Origin of the sequence: Endozoicomonas arenosclerae (assembly GCF_001562015.1) — a bacterium.
Taxonomy (GTDB): domain Bacteria; phylum Pseudomonadota; class Gammaproteobacteria; order Pseudomonadales; family Endozoicomonadaceae; genus Endozoicomonas_A; species Endozoicomonas_A arenosclerae.
The window spans coordinates 1-19,103 of sequence record NZ_LASA01000016.1 but is presented as its reverse complement, the minus strand read 5'-3'; the positions used below and the strand labels follow the sequence as shown (position 1 = coordinate 19,103).

General features: G+C 48.1%; 19 protein-coding genes and 1 pseudogene. 12 read left to right on the top strand and 8 right to left on the bottom strand.

From position 1 onward, the window contains the following. Window positions 1-223 (top strand): annotated as a pseudogene (locus tag WG89_RS29135) (IS1595 family transposase); the annotation flags it as partial. Here the strand turns inward: WG89_RS29135 and WG89_RS30090 are convergent. From WG89_RS30090 to WG89_RS01780, 4 genes are all read right to left on the bottom strand, one after another. Further along, window positions 191-700: a hypothetical protein gene (locus WG89_RS30090; protein ID WP_153301366.1), complete on the bottom strand. Its 510-nt coding sequence runs from the start codon at window positions 698-700 to the stop codon at window positions 191-193. The pseudogene WG89_RS29135 and the gene WG89_RS30090 overlap by 33 nt on opposite strands. Before the next feature lie 404 nt (window positions 701-1,104). Continuing rightward, the gene (gene acuI / locus WG89_RS01790; RefSeq protein ID WP_062260567.1) at window positions 1,105-2,082 is read right to left on the bottom strand and encodes an acrylyl-CoA reductase (NADPH); all 978 of its coding nucleotides are present in this window, start codon (window positions 2,080-2,082) and stop codon (window positions 1,105-1,107) included. 119 nt (window positions 2,083-2,201) lie between these two features. Continuing rightward, entirely contained in the window at window positions 2,202-3,218 is a 1,017-nt protein-coding gene (locus tag WG89_RS01785; RefSeq protein ID WP_153301365.1) for a hypothetical protein, read from the bottom strand. Window positions 3,219-3,356: 138 nt separating this feature from the next. Then, window positions 3,357-4,226, bottom strand: coding sequence for a LysR family transcriptional regulator (locus WG89_RS01780; RefSeq protein ID WP_062260563.1), 870 nt, complete (start codon window positions 4,224-4,226; stop codon window positions 3,357-3,359). Window positions 4,227-4,491: 265 nt separating this feature from the next. On the opposite strand from WG89_RS01780, the gene leuC reads away from it, so the two are divergent. From leuC to WG89_RS01755, 5 genes are all read left to right on the top strand, one after another. Then, on the top strand, window positions 4,492-5,907 hold the full coding sequence (gene leuC / locus WG89_RS01775) for a 3-isopropylmalate dehydratase large subunit (RefSeq protein ID WP_062260562.1): 1,416 nt from the start codon (window positions 4,492-4,494) through the stop codon (window positions 5,905-5,907). Window positions 5,908-5,913: 6 nt separating this feature from the next. Then, window positions 5,914-6,561, top strand: coding sequence for a 3-isopropylmalate dehydratase small subunit (gene leuD / locus WG89_RS01770; protein WP_062260560.1), 648 nt, complete (start codon window positions 5,914-5,916; stop codon window positions 6,559-6,561). 77 nt (window positions 6,562-6,638) lie between these two features. Further along, window positions 6,639-7,718, top strand: coding sequence for a 3-isopropylmalate dehydrogenase (leuB, locus tag WG89_RS01765; protein WP_062260559.1), 1,080 nt, complete (start codon window positions 6,639-6,641; stop codon window positions 7,716-7,718). Window positions 7,719-7,728: 10 nt separating this feature from the next. Continuing rightward, on the top strand, window positions 7,729-8,850 hold the full coding sequence (gene asd, locus WG89_RS01760) for an aspartate-semialdehyde dehydrogenase (RefSeq protein ID WP_062260556.1): 1,122 nt from the start codon (window positions 7,729-7,731) through the stop codon (window positions 8,848-8,850). 540 nt (window positions 8,851-9,390) lie between these two features. Continuing rightward, the gene (locus WG89_RS01755) at window positions 9,391-10,644 is read left to right on the top strand and encodes a tumor necrosis factor receptor family protein (RefSeq protein WP_172806675.1); all 1,254 of its coding nucleotides are present in this window, start codon (window positions 9,391-9,393) and stop codon (window positions 10,642-10,644) included. Window positions 10,645-10,651: 7 nt separating this feature from the next. Here the strand turns inward: WG89_RS01755 and WG89_RS29130 are convergent, their stop codons facing one another. Both WG89_RS29130 and WG89_RS01745 read right to left on the bottom strand, forming a co-directional pair. Further along, window positions 10,652-11,215 carry an IS630 family transposase gene (locus tag WG89_RS29130; RefSeq protein WP_245662857.1) on the bottom strand — a complete coding sequence of 188 codons (564 nt, stop codon included), beginning with the start codon at window positions 11,213-11,215 and terminating at the stop codon, window positions 10,652-10,654. Window position 11,216: 1 nt separating this feature from the next. Then, the gene (locus WG89_RS01745; RefSeq protein WP_153301363.1) at window positions 11,217-11,699 is read right to left on the bottom strand and encodes a helix-turn-helix domain-containing protein; all 483 of its coding nucleotides are present in this window, start codon (window positions 11,697-11,699) and stop codon (window positions 11,217-11,219) included. Window positions 11,700-11,748: 49 nt separating this feature from the next. Here WG89_RS01745 and WG89_RS30085 point away from each other — a divergent pair, with 49 nt between their 5' ends. The 3 genes from WG89_RS30085 to WG89_RS01735 all read left to right on the top strand — a co-directional run bounded on the left by WG89_RS30085 (window position 11,749) and on the right by WG89_RS01735 (window position 12,773). After that, entirely contained in the window at window positions 11,749-11,892 is a 144-nt protein-coding gene (locus WG89_RS30085; RefSeq protein WP_216638412.1) for a glutathione S-transferase family protein, read from the top strand. A 20-nt stretch (window positions 11,893-11,912) separates the two neighbouring features. Next, window positions 11,913-12,065 carry a hypothetical protein gene (locus WG89_RS31925; RefSeq protein ID WP_245662856.1) on the top strand — a complete coding sequence of 51 codons (153 nt, stop codon included), beginning with the start codon at window positions 11,913-11,915 and terminating at the stop codon, window positions 12,063-12,065. Window positions 12,066-12,287: 222 nt separating this feature from the next. Beyond that, window positions 12,288-12,773, top strand: a complete 486-nt coding sequence (locus WG89_RS01735; protein WP_062260549.1) for a hypothetical protein — start codon at window positions 12,288-12,290, stop codon at window positions 12,771-12,773. A gap of 30 nt (window positions 12,774-12,803) precedes the next feature. On the opposite strand, the gene WG89_RS01730 is transcribed toward WG89_RS01735, so the two are convergent. After that, a complete protein-coding gene (locus WG89_RS01730) occupies window positions 12,804-13,172 on the bottom strand; it encodes a SpoIIAA family protein (protein WP_062260547.1) in 369 nt (122 codons plus the stop codon). A gap of 179 nt (window positions 13,173-13,351) precedes the next feature. On the opposite strand from WG89_RS01730, the gene WG89_RS01725 reads away from it, so the two are divergent. The 3 genes from WG89_RS01725 (at window position 13,352) to katG (ending at window position 17,034) form a co-directional block, all read left to right on the top strand. Beyond that, window positions 13,352-13,930 (top strand): DJ-1/PfpI family protein, encoded by a 579-nt coding sequence (locus WG89_RS01725; protein ID WP_062260545.1) that lies wholly within the window; start codon window positions 13,352-13,354, stop codon window positions 13,928-13,930. Further along, the gene (locus WG89_RS01720) at window positions 13,918-14,424 is read left to right on the top strand and encodes a GNAT family N-acetyltransferase (protein ID WP_062260544.1); all 507 of its coding nucleotides are present in this window, start codon (window positions 13,918-13,920) and stop codon (window positions 14,422-14,424) included. The genes WG89_RS01725 and WG89_RS01720 overlap by 13 nt, the downstream gene beginning before the upstream one ends. 429 nt (window positions 14,425-14,853) lie before the next feature. Continuing rightward, window positions 14,854-17,034: a catalase/peroxidase HPI gene (gene katG, locus WG89_RS01715; RefSeq protein ID WP_062260541.1), complete on the top strand. Its 2,181-nt coding sequence runs from the start codon at window positions 14,854-14,856 to the stop codon at window positions 17,032-17,034. An 81-nt stretch (window positions 17,035-17,115) separates the two neighbouring features. On the opposite strand, the gene sstT is transcribed toward katG, so the two are convergent. After that, entirely contained in the window at window positions 17,116-18,366 is a 1,251-nt protein-coding gene (sstT, locus tag WG89_RS01710; protein ID WP_062260539.1) for a serine/threonine transporter SstT, read from the bottom strand. Window positions 18,367-19,103 lie beyond the last annotated feature (737 nt).

Sequence of the window (19,103 nt, the reverse complement as noted above, 5' to 3'; positions counted from 1 at the left end):
AGCCGGTGAATATGCACGAGATGAGGACGGCGACGGTTTTCATGAGATTCATGTGAATACAATGGAGGGGTTCTGGTCGCTGTTGCGTTCCTGGTTGCGTCCTCATCGGGGTATATCACAAGAGAAGTTACCGCTGTATTTGGGTTTCTTCGAGTGCCTGCACAATATCAAGAAGCGCGGGAAAGCAGCTCTAACCGGTCTTCTGGGAGTGTTGTTTGGATAACTCCCCGGAATCCATTAAGAGCCACCCGAGATTATGAACGGGGTAGGAAAACATTGAGCTATTTTGTTCAAGATTAACCAATGTGCTGACAAGTCGGTCGTTCTCGCCTGTTAGGTAATCCAGCACAATTAAATGGGACCACTGCAGCATTGGGCTTATCTGCTCCTGTTTTAAGGCTGTTTGCCTAAGCCCTTCTTTGCTTTTTAAAGCCTCAGGTAAGTAGGCATCAGACAATCCCTGGTAGTACTGACTGACTACTAATAAGTTACCTTCATGCCAGCTCAGCTTTTCAAGCATGGATCGATGAGGAGCCCAAAAAGGATCGGAATAACTCAGCTTTGTAATGACGATTGCAGGGACATTATAGGTACCGAGAAGTTGACTGAAATGGTAGCTGTAGAGCTCGCCTCTTAGCTCATTTCTGACACCAGGGTAACGCTTGATACAGACCATCTGACCTGAGTCAGAGCTGGCCATAAGGTTGTTCTTTCCATGGCCGCAGGAGTCCGTATGCAAATAGACATCCCGACTTGAGAGAAAGCTTTTCAGTTCAATCTGAGTTTGCTCATGGTCTGGAGCAAGCGTTGATCTGAGAAGATAGAAGGGGAGAGAGGCTTGAGAAAAAGAGCTATGTAATAGCAGGCAAAGTAAAAGGGTGAAGGAGCGATGATAATAAGAGGACGTTTTATTCACTGCATTACGAGTAAAGGCGGTGGATAAATTCAGGAGAAATATCGCTGAAAAACACTTCTGAAAAAATATGCCGATGCTCGTTCGAGGCATGTAACTCATCCCTTTGATGATTGGGGGGGAGTTACAGTCTAGTTCAATATCCGCTGAGTGGACTCAGACAAAAAGTCTGAGTCCTATTGAGTGTGAGCTTAGATTTTCACAATCACACGGCCAGTGACTTGCCCTAAAGTAATAGCTTCAGCATATTCTGAGACTGTTTCTAGGGAGACTTCCTGACACGCCAGTTCATAGAAACTTTCTGGCAGCAGTTCAATGAGTCTTTCCCAGGCGAGGATGCGTTTCTCTTTCGGGCACATGACTGAGTCAACACCTTGCAGGTTCACACCTCTCAGAATAAATGGCATGACTGTGGTTGGCAGGTCAAAACCACCTGCCAGACCACAGGCAGCAACGGTGCCGCCGTAATTCATTTCAGAGAGGACTTTTGCCAGGATTTTGCTCCCTGCGGTATCAATAGCGCCAGCCCACATTTGTTTGTCCAGTGGCCGTGCGTTTTCTTCAAAGCGACTTCTTGGCAGGATCAGTTTGGCGCCGAGGTTTACCAGCATTGCAGAGTTTTCAGGACGACCAGATACCGCAACCACGTCGTATCCGAGTTTAGCCAGCAAAGCTACAGAGACGGTGCCCACACCACCACTGGCACCGGTCACCAGTATTTCGCCCTGGTCTGGAGTAACGCCGGATTGTTCCAAAGCCATAACGCAGAGCATGGCCGTCAGGCCGGCTGTACCAACCATCATGGCTTTGCGGCTGTCGAGTCCTGCAGGCATTTTGACCAGCTGGCTGGCCCTGACTCTGGCTTTTTGGGCCATGCCGCCCCAGTGGTTTTCACCCACTCCCCAGCCCGTCAGAATAACCTTGTCACCTTCAGCAAAATCAGAGCTGGCAGAATCTATAACGGTGCCGGCAAAGTCGATACCTGGAACCATGGGGAAATTGCGAACAATCTTACCCTTACCGGTAATGGCCAGACCGTCCTTATAGTTCAGTGACGAGTAATCCACTGCCACCGTTACTTCCCCTTCGGGTAAACGACTATCGTCTAGTTCCTGGACAGAAGATACAGTGGTTTTGCCTTCCTGTTCGAGCAACAGCGCCTTGAACATACAGCACTCCATCGGTTCAATGAAAGATAGATGCATTATGGGGGCGGGTCTCAGAATAACAATGGTTACTGCTATCGAAGTATCAGAAGCCCAGGGTTAGTTTTTCGAATCAAGAATTACTATAAAGGTGTGAGTTGTGAGAAGTCTCGAGAGCCTGAGTATTGAAATTGAGTTTTGACAGTGTGTTCCAAAAGCAGATTGAATCGGGAGTGGTGTTGAAATGAAAAAGGGGTTCCGGCATTGGTGAGATCAAACGTTGATTGATCTGAAGGATAAGTCTGGTAGCCAGTAGTCTGGGGCTGTCTTGATGGTTGCTTTACCTGGGCAAGAGTAGCTGTATGGACTTTTAGGGGTGAAACTTTTACAGCCTGTTTCTTTTTCTGACGGTGGGGGCGTATAAAGTCGACTTCATAGGAAGGCAGTACAGAGTAGTGAACTTCCGTTAATTCATGGTTGATATACTTTGCCGATCCATTAATTGGGTAAAAAGGGGTTGAGTCTGTGACAGGAATAAGTGCAAACCAGTGTATAACCATTACATTATTTTCATCTTCTTCAGTTGTGTTATAACCCGTGAACGTGATCGTAAGAGCTGCAGGGTACATAGCCAGGTCAAAAATGGTGTGAACGGGCTCTGGGTCTTTATCTACTGTCAGCGGGAGATTGAGGAACATTTCCAGGAGGTGTGGATGCCTTTCTCTTTGTGTCAGTAACTGATCAGTGTATGAAAGCACTCCCACCGAGTAAGGGGTTGGAAATGAATCGGATACCAGCCAGTATTTGAAACCTGTGCTGAGTGGTGTTTGTCCAATTCGCATATCGATATAGTAATCATCTGAGTTTGAACTTTTTTTTCGAGCTGACATGAACCAGATAAACAGTGTCGGCCTGACTTCTATTGGTAAGTAGCTATGGGTAGAGTTCGAATTGATTGCGAATTTGTCTGCCAGTTTTAGAGTTAATTCATATTTCAACGACCTGAATGACTCATGACTATAAAGCGTAACGTCGCCATGGTGCTTTTTATTCATTTGAATAGAAAATGAAAGGTCGTCAGCTGTTGATACGATGGAGCAGATAGCCATAAATAGCATCAGACCTGCCTTCAAACAGCGATTGGGCAATGCAACAGTCAAAAGACATCCACTCCGGATTGCTGTGTGTCGATTCATTTGTGATTCAATAGAAGATTGGCAATCCTTAGCTTTATGAGTTTAAGCGCTGACTTCCTGGAGCAACATGGGTTTAGTGTTTTTATGAGCGTTCAGTAATATTTAGCATTCGTCTTTCAATAACTCCAGAAAGGCCTGAGCCGCATTCGAGAGCGTCCGTTCTTTATGCAGTATATAGCCAAGTTTTCGAGAAGGTGTCTCACAATCAGACTTCAGTTCCACCAAATCATCACCCAGCATGGATTTTGGTAATATTGTCCATGCCAGACCGATGGCGGTGAGCATTCGTATGGTTTCCAGGTAGTTGGATGACATGGCTGTCTGCAGGGAGAGTCCTTCCTTCTCGAACAGTTTTCGAACCAGTCGGTAGGTAAAAGTGTTGGAGCCCGGGAGAATCGCCTGATGCTCACTCAACTGTTGAGTGGTCACTTTTTTCAGTTTTGACAAAGGGTGATCTTTTGCTGCCATGAAAATCAGGGGGTCGTCCCAGATCAGTCGCGACTGAAAGCGGTCCGGATTTTCCGGAGAAAGGGTTATGATGCCTAACTCTATCTCGCCTCGGCTCAACATCTCATAGGCGACTTCCGAGTCCACAAAGTGAATATCCAGCTTAACTTCCGGGTACAGTCTTGAATATTCCCTGAGAATATTGGGCAGGCGGCGCAACCCTATATGGTGGCTGGTGGCCATAGCCAGGGGACCTTTTACCTGAGTTTTCAGGTTGCTGATCTCCTGGCGGGTGTCTTTCATGAGTTCCAGCATTTGCCGGGCTTTTGGCAAGAGGACTCGACCGGCTTCGTTCAGGTTAATCTGCCGACCGGTACGATCAAATAATTGAGTGTCGAGCTGACTTTCCAGAGACGCTATTCGCTTGCTGATGGCCGGCTGGGTCAGATGCAACTTTTCTGCCGCCAGTGAAAACGAATTACACTCGGCTACGGTCAGAAAGGCGGTCAGTGTGGGTATATCCATTTATTGGGTTAACCGTTGTGAGTAAACAATAATCAGTGGCGAGTTGAGAAATTCCAGTAAACACTCATCCAATGAGAGTCAGCAGTAAGCGAAAACAGTGGCCTTAAGCTCATTTACCTGCAACTCCCATCGGTAATCTGATCACTTCAAATCTCTGACTCATTCCTGATGGTTATTAATAGCATGAAAAAGATGAATTTGAGTAATCTGTTCTCTCGTTCTAGGATACGCTTAAAATCTAAATGCTGTGATGAGGATTCAGCTAATGGCAGGTAAGACGCTTTATGACAAGTTGTGGGACAACCACCTTGTCCGTCAAAGGGATGATGGTTCAGCATTGATCTACATTGATCGTCAGCTGCTGCATGAGGTGACCTCTCCCCAGGCGTTTGAAGGTCTTCGACTGGCAGGTCGTAAGCCATGGCGCATCGATGCCAACCTGGCGACGCCTGATCACAATGTGCCAACCACCGTCAATGAGCGTAAAACCGGCATTGAGGGTATTGCAGACCCTATCTCCAAAATTCAGGTCAAAACGCTGGATGAAAACTGCAATGCTTTCGACATTGTCCAGTTCGACATGATGGACACCCGTCAGGGCATTGTTCACGTTGTAGGCCCGGAGCAGGGCGCTACCTTGCCGGGTATGACCGTGGTTTGTGGTGATTCCCACACTTCCACTCACGGTGCGTTTGGTGCACTGGCTCACGGTATTGGTACTTCTGAAGTAGAGCATGTTCTGGCCACCCAGTGTCTGGTTGCCAAGAAAATGAAAAACATGCTGGTCCGTGTTGATGGTGAGCTGGGTATTGGCGTTACTTCTAAAGACGTCGTACTGGCGATCATTGGCAAAATTGGTACGGCTGGCGGCACAGGCTTTGCCATTGAGTTTGGTGGTGATGTCTTCAGAGCTATGAGCATGGAAGGTCGAATGACCGTCTGCAACATGGCGATTGAGGCCGGAGCCCGTGCGGGTATGGTAGCGGTTGATCAAACCACCATTGATTACGTCAAAGGTCGTCCATTTGCACCCAAAGATGCGCTCTGGGACAAGGCAGTTGAAGCCTGGTCGGATTTGCACTCAGATGCTGATGCAGTATTTGATGAAGTGGTTGTGCTGCAAGGCGAAGACATTAAACCTCAGGTGACCTGGGGAACGTCTCCAGAGATGGTTTTACCTGTCGATGCTACCGTGCCGTCACCCACCGATGCAGAAGGTTACGAAAGAGCCCTCGAATACATGGGGCTGACAGCAGGCATGCCGATTACGGACATTCCTGTTGATCGTGTCTTTATTGGTTCCTGCACCAACTCCCGTATTGAAGATTTGCGTGAAGCGGCAGCTGTCGTGAAAGGCCGCAAGGTTTCCGAATCCGTGAAAGAAGCTCTGGTCGTACCAGGTTCCGGTCTGGTGAAAGAGCAGGCTGAAGCGGAAGGCCTGGATAAAGTGTTTGAAGAAGCCGGTTTGCAATGGCGCGAGCCTGGTTGTTCCATGTGTCTGGCCATGAATGCCGACAAGCTCGGAGCAGGGGAGCACTGTGCTTCTACCTCCAACCGTAACTTTGAAGGTCGTCAGGGTTTTGGTGGTCGCACTCATCTGGTCAGCCCGGCCATGGCTGCGGCGGCTGCAGTGGCAGGCCACTTTGTTGATGTGCGTCAGTTCATGGGACAGGAGGGGTAAGACATCATGAAGGCATTTACAGTTCTTAAGGGTCTCGTGGCACCTCTGGATCGTGCCAATGTTGATACCGACATGATCATTCCCAAACAGTTTCTGAAATCCATCAAACGCAGTGGATTCGGACCTAACCTGTTTGATGAGTTGCGCTATCTGGATGAAGGTCAGCCAGGGCAGGATTGTTCAACCCGTCCATTAAATCCTGACTTTGTTCTGAATAAAGAGCGCTATCAGGGTGCGTCAGTGCTGCTTGCTCGCCAGAACTTTGGTTGTGGTTCCAGTCGTGAACATGCGCCATGGGCACTGGATGATTTTGGCTTTCGTTGCGTGATTGCCCCCAGCTTTGCCGACATTTTCTACAACAACTGCTTCAAGAACGGTATCTTGCCGATCACTCTGTCTGAAGCCGTTGTGGATGAGCTGTTCAACGAAATTGAAGCTCAGGAAGGTTATGAGCTGAAGGTGGATCTTGAGCAAGAGAAAGTGATCAAGCCCGACGGCACTGAACTGAGTTTTTCAATTGATGAATTCAGACGTCATTGTCTGCTGAATGGTTTTGACGACATTGGTCTGACATTGCAAGACGCTGATGCCATCAAGGCCTTTGAAGAGCGTCATCGTGAAAGTCAGCCCTGGTTGTTTGACGCCATTCACTAAGAATAAATAATTTTTTCAAGCAGCGGGATCTGGCTTCAGTGTCTTAATCCCGCTGATCTGGTAAGAGGTAAAGGGAAGTGAGTAAACAGATTTTATGCCTGCCTGGCGACGGTATCGGTCCTGAAATTGTGGCAGAAGCCCTGAAAGTACTGGATGTTGTCAAAGCACGTTTCGGACTGGATATTGAAGTCAGTGAAGGGCTTGTGGGTGGTGCCTCTCTGGATGCACACGGCGTCCCTCTGACCGACGAAACCCTGGCTGTCGCCAAGAAATCTGATGGCATTCTCTTTGGTGCCGTGGGTGGTCCCAAGTGGGATGACCAGCCCATGATGAATCGTCCTGAGCGCGGTCTGCTTAAACTGCGTTCCGAGATGGGTTTGTTTGCCAACCTGCGTCCGGCGATGCTGTTTCCACAGCTGGCGGAAGCTTCCAGCCTGAAGCATGAGCTGGTGGCGGGTCTGGATATTCTGATTGTTCGTGAGCTGACCGGTGGCATCTATTTTGGTGAGCCTAGAGGTGTGCGCACACTCGAGAGTGGTGAGCGTGAAGGTTACAACACCTACGTTTACCGTGAGTCTGAAATCAAGCGTATAGCCAAAGTGGCTTTTGAAGCCGCTCAAAAGCGTGGTGGCCGACTGACGTCTGTTGACAAGTCCAATGTTCTGGAAGTGACAGCGCTCTGGCGTGAGCTAGTGTCTGATATGGCTTCAGACTACTCCGACGTAGAGCTGAGCCACATGTATGTTGATAATGCTGCCATGCAGCTGGTCCGTGAACCTAAACAGTTTGATGTGATGGTGACTGGCAACATGTTTGGCGACATTCTCAGTGACTGTGCAGCGATGCTGACCGGTTCTATCGGTATGCTGCCGTCTGCTTCCCTGAATGAAGCGAATCAGGGTATGTATGAGCCGGTTCATGGTTCAGCTCCTGACATTGCCGGTCAAGGCAAAGCAAACCCTCTGGCACAGATTCTGTCTCTGGCGATGTTGCTCCGTTACTCACTGGCTGAAATTGAAGCGGCTGATGCCATTGAGCAGGCGGTGAGTGATGTGCTGGATCAGGGGCTGCGTACCGGTGATATCGCTTCAGAAGGTTGCACGCTGGTGAACACCTCAGAAATGGGTGATGCCGTAGTAAAGAGCTTACAGGTTTGAGGAAGGGATTATGAAAAAAGTCGGTTTTGTCGGCTGGCGTGGTATGGTCGGCTCAGTACTTATGGATCGAATGCGTGAAGAGAATGACTTCGCGAACATTGATCCGGTTTTCTTTACCACTTCACAGCATGGTCAGCCGGGTCCGCTCTTCAGTAGAGATCAGGGTAAACCGGTAGCGGCTTTACAGGATGCTTTTTCCATTGAAGCTCTGGCAGCCATGGACATTATTATTTCCTGTCAGGGTGGTGATTACACCAACAAGGTAATCCAGCCTCTGCGTGACAGCGGTTGGAATGGTTACTGGGTAGATGCTGCTTCCTCCCTGAGAATGAAGGACGACAGTGTTATTGTTCTCGACCCGGTGAACCGTCCAGTAATTGATCAGGCGATTGATTCCGGTGTTAAGAACTTCATTGGCGGTAACTGTACTGTCAGCCTGATGCTCATGGCTATTGGTGGTCTGTTCCGTGAAGGTCTGGTGGACTGGGTCAGTGCCATGACCTACCAGGCTGCCAGTGGAGCAGGTGCCCGCAACATGCGCGAACTGATCGCTCAAATGGGTGTAATTCGCGACAACGTCGCTGAAGAACTGGCTGATCCTGCCAGTGCCATATTGGACATTGACCGTAAAACGTCTGATCTGCTGCGCAGCTCTGACCTTCCTCAGAGCGAATTTGGTGTACCACTGGCGGGCAGTTTGATTCCTTATATCGATCGACAGCTGGAAAACGGCCAGAGTCGTGAAGAATGGAAAGCCCAGGCTGAAACCAACAAGATTCTGGGACTGGATGGTCAGGCACTGGTGCCAGTCGACGGTGTTTGTGTCCGTATTGGTGCCATGCGTTGCCACAGTCAGGCGTTGACCATCAAGCTGAAGAAAGATGTGCCACTGTCTGAAGTGGAAAGTATTGTAGCCAGTGCCAATGACTGGGTATCACTGATTCCTAATGACCGTGACGTCACTATGGAAAAACTGACTCCGGCAGCAGTGACCGGCAGTCTGGATGTCCCGGTAGGTCGTATTCGCAAGTTGAATATGGGGCCTGAATATCTGTCTGCCTTTACAGTAGGTGACCAGCTGTTGTGGGGAGCTGCTGAGCCTCTGCGTCGTATGTTGGGTATTCTGCTTTAATGTTTTGGATCAGGGGTGTTTTTTTAACACCTCTGATCTATTTCTCGCATGAATCTATTTAAAATTTTGATACGTTCTTTCGGAATGGGGGTAATGAGCCTTTATTGAGTTGCTTGTTTTACGAATTAGTCGCTCCATATAAAATTATCATTTAAGAAATTGGTTATTAATTTTAATTAAAAATTACTGTGAATACAGATTCATTTCTATTCTTTTTCTGATGATATAAATTTGTAAGATGTATTGATGTTTCTTCAGAGTGTTCGTCATTCCAGATCGTTTTTTATCTTTGCCTATGTAGGGCTTTTATCTTTTCTCTATTCAGGTCTTCATTGGGCATCAGAGCTTCCTCCGGGTGTCTCAGCAGTTCCCTATACAGGGGGAGTTCTGCCGTTTAATGCGTGCAAGGTTTATACGGCGGTTGTTAGTGATCGGCTGGCATGTCAAAACAAACAGCCTGATCAGGAGGAAGGAGATTTAACTCTCGGTCTTGGCTTGTTGCATAAAGCCGAAAATGGCTCGATAACATGTACGCAAACTTTGTTAGCAACCAATACTTTACTGTCCGGGCAAAGTCTTAAACAGCATTCTTCTCTCGTTCAGGAGGGCTCTCAGGAAGTACTGCAAGACCCTAAATACAGTGCATTTGTATCAAACCGCCCTCACTTTAATATTCTCTTGTGTGAACCGGGTGTTCAGCTGGATCTTACCCAAGACAACGCTGCTGCTTTCTACTCACAAAATCAAGCGCTGGATGAAGTGTCTCCCTACGAAAATGCCCTGGCACTGAATCATTTTCAGGCATTGAAAGAGAGTCTGATTAATGAGGAGCGTTTTTTTAATTGTTCCGGATCCGGTTCGTCCTGTACTGAAGATGCTTTCTGCGACAACTTATGCCCTTCGGGATTCAGAGCTTCAGACAGTATCGGTCAACTGTTAATGCGCTGTAACCAGGTAAATAAGGCAGTAGCGCCTTTTTATAATGAATACAACAGCGATGGATCTCGAAACTACGACTTTTCACAGCATTGTGAAAGGTGCCCCTCTGGAACGTTTCGAAATGCGTTTCCATTAGCTTCCAATCACTCTGAACCCGGTTATCAGTTTGATTGTTCGTATGATTGCCATCCTCACAGGCAATGTGTCCAGCCCTTCAAACAGGCCATTGCTGGTACAGCCAGCTCTGATACGGTTTGTGATTGTGAGTCGGGGCATTTGAGGGTCGTCACAGTACCTGCAGATGTAATTGACAGGGATATTGTCTGGCAAGAGGGCAGTTATCTGCTGGCAAGCTTGCCTGTCAATCAATCGAAAGCACATTATGATTCGTATATTGGTAAGGACGGTGCCCTCAAAGCTTATGACTTTATGTGTTTGAAACAATCGGGGTTATGTTTAACGCACACCACAGAGTTGGAGTGGACCATTGGTTTTTACTTTGATGTTTCGGAGCTTCAGGACAAGTGCTTTATATTGAATGATTCCGGGGACGGAATTATTGCAAGAGATCGGGTTGTAGCCAATTTGTTTCTACAGGGACCGGATTTACATTCTCCTTCAGCCACTGTTGTTCAGCCTTATTCATCTCCGGGTGCTATCACTGCAGTTTCAACCCTGTTTGGCAGAGGACAAAGTAGTATTGTACCTGGGTCTACTTCTTCAACCTACACACCGATGTATACCATCAATGTGTCCCCCAGTGCTGAAAACACCATTCCGCCACCTTTGGAAATTCCTCCCTATATCTATTACACCGCCGGGGCTATTGTATTAGTGACCGCTATATTGATCTGAGCACACCCTATGCATGAACTTTTTCTAAGCAAGCATAAGCGGTGTTCTCAGCTCGGAAGAACCCTAAAATCATTTTTTTCTTCCTCTGTATGGATTTCAATCCAGAACTGACCGCTCTGAGAAATTGATCTTTTGTTTTCAACGCCATACGACCAATGCGGCCTGACTTTAATACACTCCAAATGAGTTCTACTGGGTTCAACTCCGGAGAATATGGCGGTAGTAACTGGATATCTAACAATCGCTCTTCCTTGCCGAGGTATTTCATTACCTTCTTGGCTTTATGTGCTGAGTGCCCATCGGTCACGATCAGAACCGGGCAGTCATGAGAGCTGACAATTTGTTTCAGAAACTTGATGAAAATATCGGCGTTGAAGCGACCCGGAATGGTCATGTAGCGCATATGCCCCTCACCACTCACTGCAGAAATCATGTTGATGCCAAACCGAGCTCCTGTCTTGGTGACAGTCGGCGTATAACCTCTTCGGCACCAGGTTGTGCCACTGTGATAGTCAGAGCGTATGCTGGCTTCATCAACAAAGTAGACAATCGCTTTCTTTTCTTCTGCCAGTTTACGAAGGGCTGGATAGCGTATATCCAGATACTCCTGTACTTTTTTTTTCGCTTTGCTGCCAGGCTTTTCGTACTGGCCGCTGAGGAGACAACCCCATTTTTCTGAGCATCTTGCTAACGGCTGCAGGGTGCATAGTTACGTTAAACTCGGTTTTTATTACTGAGGCGATAATATCTCGTGACCAGAGCGTTTTATAAAATCCGTAATCGGTTGGGTCTTTGGTCAGAATGATTTGAGTCAAGACCACTCGTTGCTCAGGCGAGAGTTTAGCGTTTTTGCTGTGGGCTATTGGCCGAGTTTTGAGGGCTTCCATCCCACCCTTGCGGTACCTTCCAGTCCACCTATAGATGCAGGATTCATCAGTTCCATACTCTTCAGCAAGGCTCTTTACAGTTGCACCATCAAGCCATTTCTGAATAGCTTCCATGCGAATGGTTTCTCTCACTTCATGGGAGATTTTGCGACCGTCAACCTTGCTCATAAACACCTCAAAAACTGAGGTGTGATCATATAGAAAAACGGACTGCAAAGTGTTGGCTCAGATCAATATATCGCTGTTTGGTTACACCCATGTCGCCGATGAAGGTGGTTTTGACTTGAGTCTCTACCCGGGTATTGAACGCTGGATTGAACAAATTCAAACGCAGCCAGGTTTTCTTGGTATGCAGGTATGAACCATTAATCGGGGGCTACTATGTACGCTGTTATTTTCAGAGCAACGATCAAACAGCTGGATCAGGAATACAGTGAGACAGCTGAAAGAATGCGGAATCTGGCTTTGAATGAATACGGCTGTATCGAATTTATTGCCAGCACCGAAGGCGATCAGGAACTGGCCATTTCCTAATGGTCAGACAAGGACAGCATTCGAGCCTGGAAAAATAATCCTGAGCATCAAATAGCCCAGCAGAGAGGCAAAGAACTGTGGTATCAGGATTATCAGGTTGAAATTGTTGAAGTTCTTCACAAATACCGGGGGTGAATTCAAGCCCCTGCCCCCCTTCATTGTAAAGGGTTCAGCAAACCGATAGGATGATGAATCAGGACGATTCCATTGTGGAGAAGGATCTTGCTCACGTCGGTCAAAAAGACTGCCTTTATTGCTTTGACTCTCATTTTATCGGGCTGTGGTACGGCCACAAAAAAAGTCACCCAGCAGGACTTTGATCAAGCTAGCGCCCTTTGTAGACATCAATGGCAAACGGATAGAGCTGATGATCACCCTCGCTGGTTCACCCGCTGGTTGTCCTGTAAATCCCAACACACCATGCCCCTTGAATTAAAGGCTTACCCACACAAACAGCGTGAGATTCGTCAGATGTACAGTCGCCTGATGCGAATGGGTCTGCCGGTCAATGAAGGTCGTTCAAAGGTTAAGCCCGTTTACGATGAGTGGGAGAGAATGCTGAGAAATATCGGCATCTATAATGCGGCCTGCGTTAAAAACAGAGACGGTTCCAGGCATTGTATGCCTGCGGGTGATTCTCTGCTTTTTGTTAAGACCGATGAAGGAAAGATTATCTCAGTCAGTGACCTGGTTGAGCCTGAAGACTAGAGCCCTGACAAAGGGCTCTCCCAACTCACCTTACTCTTCTTCCTGAATCCACAGCTTGGCCGCTTCCAGCTTTTCATAGCCAAAGTGCCTGATCTTTGCTGATATGAAATGACTGGCCATTCTCTCACCCAGATCCCCTACTTTGGCATCGGTCACCAGGGCTACTTTTCTCAGATGTTTGTGATGGTTTTTAACAAACCGGATGTGACTGACCAGAGCCCCGAAGGATGTCCAGCCGGGAAACTGTTCTGTCCAGATGATCAGCCCCTTCAAGTCGCCTTCTGCTTCTATAAAAGGGTCTATTTCCTTCGCCGCCGACACAAAGTCATCTTTAGTGAGGGGTCCGTGAGGTTGTAACAGCGCAATACCATCCGATTTGTACACTTCAATTGAAAGCATTTCTCCAGAACCTCCACCCATAAAAACATACGGTTAGCTGGAATCAATATAGGCTGAAAAGCCACCATCTCAAGCCACTACCTTATTCCCTCTCTAAAAGCATCCCTCTCCTGAAACTTGCCCGATCAGTCAGATATCCTTATATTCAAGGCTCCTCAAAGCTTCAGGAATAAAAAGTCATGAATATCGCTATTTATATATACGACAATGCTGAAGTGCTGGATTTTTCGGGTCCCTTTGAGGCTTTCTCCACCGCCAGCCGGGTCTGTCCCGACGGCGAGCCTTTCCAACCTTTCCTGATCAGTGAAACCGGCGAGACCATTTCTGCTCGAGCTGGATACAGCGTTAATCCGGATTTCGGCTTTTACAATCACCCACCCATAGACCTGCTGATGGTAGTGGGTGGCGTTCATCATGACGAACTTAAAAAGCCTCAGGTTCTGGACTGGATTAAAAATACTTCTGCCAGCGCTCAAATGACCAGCTCTGTCTGTACCGGAGCTTTTATCCTGGCAGAAGCCGGTGTTTTGACTGATCAACAGGTAACAACCCATTGGGAAGACATTCAAGATTTGCAGAGCCAATATCCAGATCTTAATGTGACGACTGAACAACGCTGGGTAAAAGAAGGTAACATCATTACCTCGGCGGGTATTACTGCAGGTATTGATATGAGCCTGTTCCTGGTCAGCCATCTGCACAGTCAGGAACTTGCAGAAAAAACCGCTCGGCAAATGGACTTTGTATGGAACCAGTAGCCTCTATTCGAACGGCTACAGATGCTGACAGAGACAGTCTGTACAGCATCTATTCTGCACCATCCGTAGCACCTAATATGGGTTTTGACCCATGTTCCAGAGCAGCATTTGACGATATTGTCTGTGAGCTGGAATCGACCGGCGAACTTCTGGTGCTGGAGAATCACTCAAAGAGCATTGATGCGGTCTGCAAGATATCCCGCAGAGGTCACAGACTCAGACATTCTGCCTATATTGGCTCACTGGCCATTCACCCAGAGAAACAAAGTCAGGGAGTCGGTCGCCATTTTTTCAAAACCATCACCGACCAGCTCAAACAGGAAGGCTATACCCGGCTGGAGCTACTGGTCGCTGCGGACAACCTCAGAGCCATTTCCTTCTTTCAGTCTTTTGGTTTTGAAATAGAAGGTACCTTGAAACAGTATTTTTCCCGATCGGGCTATGATGAGTTGTTTGATGAGCATATTATGGCTTGGGTCGCTATGGAGAAATGACTGCTTTGAGATGATCCGATATGAATCACCTATTGTGATACCTACAAAGGACTTGTCTGAAATTAACTTCCTTGTTGAAGCCCTCTCATAACCCGTTCGGGCTGAGCCTGTCGAAGCCCAAAACCACCACCCTTCGACAAGCTCTGGGTGAACGGAATCCGAGTGTAAATCGGAAATTAATTTCGAGAAAAATCCTTGGATCATTGAAAATAATACATACTGATACAACACTCCCATTAACAGTTTCTGCCTGAAGCTGATCACTTCTAAATTACAATTTCCTTTCTCTGTTTTTCCAATTTCCACACTACACTGACTGCATCCGGGTGGCCCCGACTTTTGGGCGACCTTTGCCGTATACCCTGCCCTGGCTGCCCAGATCTTCTGGTGGGTAGCCACCGTGCTATTGGGACAAATAGGAGACGCTTCATGTCTGTTAGTCAATGCCCGGTCATGCATCATACCGCTGGCGGCGGAACCTCCAACCAGGACTGGTGGCCTAACCGGTTAAGGCTGGACATCCTCCGCCAACATGACGTTTCTTCAAATCCGATGGGGGCACATTTTAATTACGCCGATGAATTCAAGAAGCTGGATCTGAAGGCAGTTAAAGCTGATCTGAATGCTCTGATGACCGATTCCCAGGACTGGTGGCCTGCCGATTTTGGCCATTATGGTCCTTTTTTCATTCGCATGGCCTGGCACAGTGCTGGCACTTACCGCACGATTGATGGCCGTGGTGGCGCCGGCACAGGTAACCAGCGTTTTGCACCTCTGAACAGCTGGCCTGACAATGCCAACCTGGACAAAGCCCGCAGACTGCTCTGGCCCATCAAACAAAAATACGGCCGACACCTTTCCTGGGCAGACCTGATTATTCTGACGGGTAATATTGCTCTGGAATCCATGGGCCTGAAAACATTTGGATTTGCCGGAGGGCGTGTGGATGTCTGGGAATCCGAAAAAGATATTTACTGGGGAGCCGAAACCACCTGGCTGGATGACGAACGTTACTCCGGTGAACGCAATCTCGAAAACCCTCTGGCCGCCGTTCAGATGGGACTGATTTATGTTAACCCCGAAGGTCCAAACGGCAATCCTGATCCTTTAGCTGCGGCCATTGATATTCGAGGCACATTTGCCCGCATGGCTATGGACGACGAAGAAACAGTAGCCCTGATTGCCGGTGGCCATACCTTTGGTAAAACTCATGGCGCTGGCGACCCTGCCCTGGTAGGACCGGAACCGGAAGCGGCTGGCATGGAAAGCCAGGGGCTGGGCTGGATCAGTACTTACGGCAGTGGCAAGGCAGGAGACACCATAACCGGTGGCCCGGAAGTCACCTGGACCAGTCAACCCACTCAGTGGAGCAACCTTTTCTTTGAGAACCTGTTCAAGTACGAGTGGGAGCTGACCAAGAGTCCTGCGGGAGCACACCAATGGGTTGCCAAAGACGGCGATGCCATCATTCCCGATGCCCATGACTCCACCAAACGTCATAAGCCCACTATGCTGACCACAGATCTGTCACTGCGCGTTGATCCTGAGTACGAAAAAATATCCCGCCGTTTTTATGAGAATCCGAAAGAGTTTGCAGACGCCTTTGCCCGCGCCTGGTTCAAACTCACTCATCGGGATATGGGGCCACGCACACGCTACCTGGGACCTGAAGTGCCTTCCGAAGTTCTGACCTGGCAAGACCCTATCCCGAAAGTGGATCATGAGCTGGTCAACAAGATGGATCAGACCGCATTAAAGAATCAGGTGCTTGAGTCCTCTCTCTCAATCAGTGAGCTGGCTTCTACGGCCTGGGCATCAGCTTCAAGCTTCAGGGGCTCAGACATGCGAGGAGGAGCCAACGGTGCCCGCCTACGTCTGGAACCTCAAAAAAGCTGGGAAGTGAATCAGCCCGAACAGCTGAGTAAAGTTCTGGGGCAACTGGAGAAAATTCAGAGAAACTTCAACAATGCTCAGTCTGGAGACAAAAAAGTTTCTCTAGCCGACCTGATTGTTCTGGCAGGGAATGCGGCTGTTGAACAAGCCGCCATTCATGCTGGAGTCGATCTGGAGATTTCTTTTAACCCGGGTCGCATGGATGCCTCTCAGGAACAAACCGATAAAGAAAGTTTCGATTTGTTGAAACCTTTAGCCGATGGATTCAGAAACTATGAGCGGGGGCCACTTCCCGTCTCATCAGAAGCTTTGCTGGTTGATAAGGCTCAGTTACTGACACTGACCATACCCGAAATGACAGTACTGATTGGCGGCATGCGGGTGTTAAACACAAACAGTGATCGGAGCCAGCACGGCGTCTTCACTTCCCGGCCAGAAACCCTCTCAAATGATTTCTTTGTCAATCTGCTGGATATGGGCGTTGAATGGAAAGCCCAATCTCCAGAAGAACTGAGGTTTGAAGGGTGTGATCGCAAAACAGGCGCCCGGAAATGGACAGGAACACGAACAGATCTGGTGTTTGGCTCCAACTCCGAGCTCCGTGCAGTAGCGGAAGTTTATGCCTCAGAAGATGCTCATAAAAAGTTCGTTCATGACTTTGCCCAAGCCTGGACCAAAGTGATGAATCTGGACCGTTTTGATCTGAAAGCAGACTAGCCTTCCCCTCTTTTGACCATAAAAAAACCGCCGGGATCATCCGGCGGTTTTTTTTGTCAGTGACTGAAAGGGTTTTCAGTCTCAGGCATTGGCTTCCCGGGTCACTGGAACCGCCTGGCCTTTTTCTTCAGCAGAGATACAGGCTGTTGCAGTGAACACTACGTCAGTAGAGCTGTTCAGGGCTGTCTCGGCAGAATCCTGGATCACACCGATGATGAAGCCAACCGCTACGACCTGCATGGCCACATCAGCAGAGATACCGAACAGGCTGCAAGCCAGAGGAATCAGCAGCAGGGAGCCACCGGCAACACCAGAAGCACCACAGGCAGAAACCGCTGCAATAACGCTCAGGATCAGAGCTGTTGGCATGTCCACCTGAATACCCAGGGTATTAACTGCAGCCAGAGTCATCACAGTGATGGTGATGGCAGCACCGGCCATGTTAATGGTGGCCCCCAGAGGGATAGAGACAGAGTAAGTGTCTTCGTGCAGGTTCAGCTTCTTGCACAGTTCCATGTTGACTGGAATGTTGGCAGCAGAGCTGCGGGTAAAGAACGCTGTTACACCACTCTCACGCAGGCACTGAAGAATCAGTGGGTATGGGTTGCGCTTGATCTTGGCAAAGACGATCAGCGGGTTGACTACCAGAGCAATAATCACCATACAGCTGATCAGGACCATTAGCAGTTGGCCGTATTCAGCCAGAGCAGAGAAGCCGGTCTGGGCAACAGTGTTGGCTACCAGACCGAAGATACCGAAAGGTGCCAGCTGGATCACAAAGCGAACTACGTTGGAAACCGCGTCGGACAGATCGTGAACTACAGCCTTGGTAGCATCAGAAGCACGATGCAGAGCCAGACCCAGAGCAACGGCCCAGGCCAGAATACCGATGAAGTTACCGGTCATCAGAGCTTCAACAGGGTTTTGAACAATATTGAACAGCAGAGTGTTCAGGACTTCACCGATACCTTGTGGAGGGTTAGCGCTGGCTTCTGTAGTCACCAGAGTCAGAGTCACCGGGAAAGCGAAACTCATAACCACTGCGGTCAGGGAAGCTGCCAGAGTACCAATCAAGTACAAGCCAATGACTGGCTTCATGTTTGTGTGCTGACCTTTTTTCTGGTTAGCAATGGAAGCGGCTACCAGAACAAAAACCAGAATGGGTGCAATCGCCTTCAGAGCCCCTACGAACAGGGAGCCCAGTACAGAGAAAGAGAGAGCCGTTTCAGGAGCAATGACCGCCAGGCCGGCACCCAGGACAATACCGATAATGATTCTCAGTACCAGACTGGTGCTCGCCATTCGTTCAAATAGAGATTGAGTTTCACCCATACCATACCTACTTTTAGTTATATTGAAATTCTTGCCTTCCTGATGACCAGTTTCAGGCTGAATTCCCAGCTTTTAGCTGTATGTTTCTTGTGACTCCCGCTGTGCCCCTTGTCATACCGACCCCTACACAATACGGAAATTACCGACTAAGGCGATCACTTTATAAGCAGTTCACACAAATTCGAGTGCGCAAACCTAATGGATCATCCCCTCTATAGTATTGATATAAGTCAACTTTTAGACCGTTAACCTATAGAGTAAGTTCACTCTCACTTTTGTGCCAGTCAGACCATTGGTCGTTTTTGAGGTGCTTTCAAGCTTCGCCACTCTATAAAGCTGATTTTTTGCCAATTGGATTAAATTCAGCTTTTCCTCTCACCAAACTCCGTTGAAAACGTTTTTTTTCCTGTATTTTGATTGAACACGAGTTCAGAATAGAGATTCCCTGTCAGTAAATCACTGTGGATTGAACGGTATTAAAAGCGACTTTCCACCTCTCTGTATCGCCAACCCAAGGCGCCCCCCTTCTCTTGTAAGTAATTACAACAACACCAGGTCGTAAAGTTAACAATCAGATAAAAATCCAGATCAACCACTAACTGTAAAATTTAAATATTCGAAGAGAAAGAAAGCTCTGATTCGTATCAAGAATTTTCTGAGACTCACTCATTTATTGAATGACTCTGTATGCTGCCATTATCAAAATAATTAAACATTTATTTTTTAATTAAAAAAAG

Coding starts and splice junctions, on each gene's coding strand:
- WG89_RS01745 (WP_153301363.1), bottom strand. CDS start 11,699: ATGAGCAAGGTTGACGGTCGCAAAATCTCCCATGAAGTGAGAGAAACC.
- katG (WP_062260541.1), top strand. CDS start 14,854: ATGTCTGTTAGTCAATGCCCGGTCATGCATCATACCGCTGGCGGCGGA.
- acuI (WP_062260567.1), bottom strand. CDS start 2,082: ATGTTCAAGGCGCTGTTGCTCGAACAGGAAGGCAAAACCACTGTATCT.
- WG89_RS01725 (WP_062260545.1), top strand. CDS start 13,352: ATGAATATCGCTATTTATATATACGACAATGCTGAAGTGCTGGATTTT.
- WG89_RS01730 (WP_062260547.1), bottom strand. CDS start 13,172: ATGCTTTCAATTGAAGTGTACAAATCGGATGGTATTGCGCTGTTACAA.
- WG89_RS30090 (WP_153301366.1), bottom strand. CDS start 700: ATGGCCAGCTCTGACTCAGGTCAGATGGTCTGTATCAAGCGTTACCCT.
- leuD (WP_062260560.1), top strand. CDS start 5,914: ATGAAGGCATTTACAGTTCTTAAGGGTCTCGTGGCACCTCTGGATCGT.
- WG89_RS01720 (WP_062260544.1), top strand. CDS start 13,918: ATGGAACCAGTAGCCTCTATTCGAACGGCTACAGATGCTGACAGAGAC.
- WG89_RS01780 (WP_062260563.1), bottom strand. CDS start 4,226: ATGGATATACCCACACTGACCGCCTTTCTGACCGTAGCCGAGTGTAAT.
- sstT (WP_062260539.1), bottom strand. CDS start 18,366: ATGGGTGAAACTCAATCTCTATTTGAACGAATGGCGAGCACCAGTCTG.
- asd (WP_062260556.1), top strand. CDS start 7,729: ATGAAAAAAGTCGGTTTTGTCGGCTGGCGTGGTATGGTCGGCTCAGTA.
- leuC (WP_062260562.1), top strand. CDS start 4,492: ATGGCAGGTAAGACGCTTTATGACAAGTTGTGGGACAACCACCTTGTC.
- WG89_RS31925 (WP_245662856.1), top strand. CDS start 11,913: ATGTACGCTGTTATTTTCAGAGCAACGATCAAACAGCTGGATCAGGAA.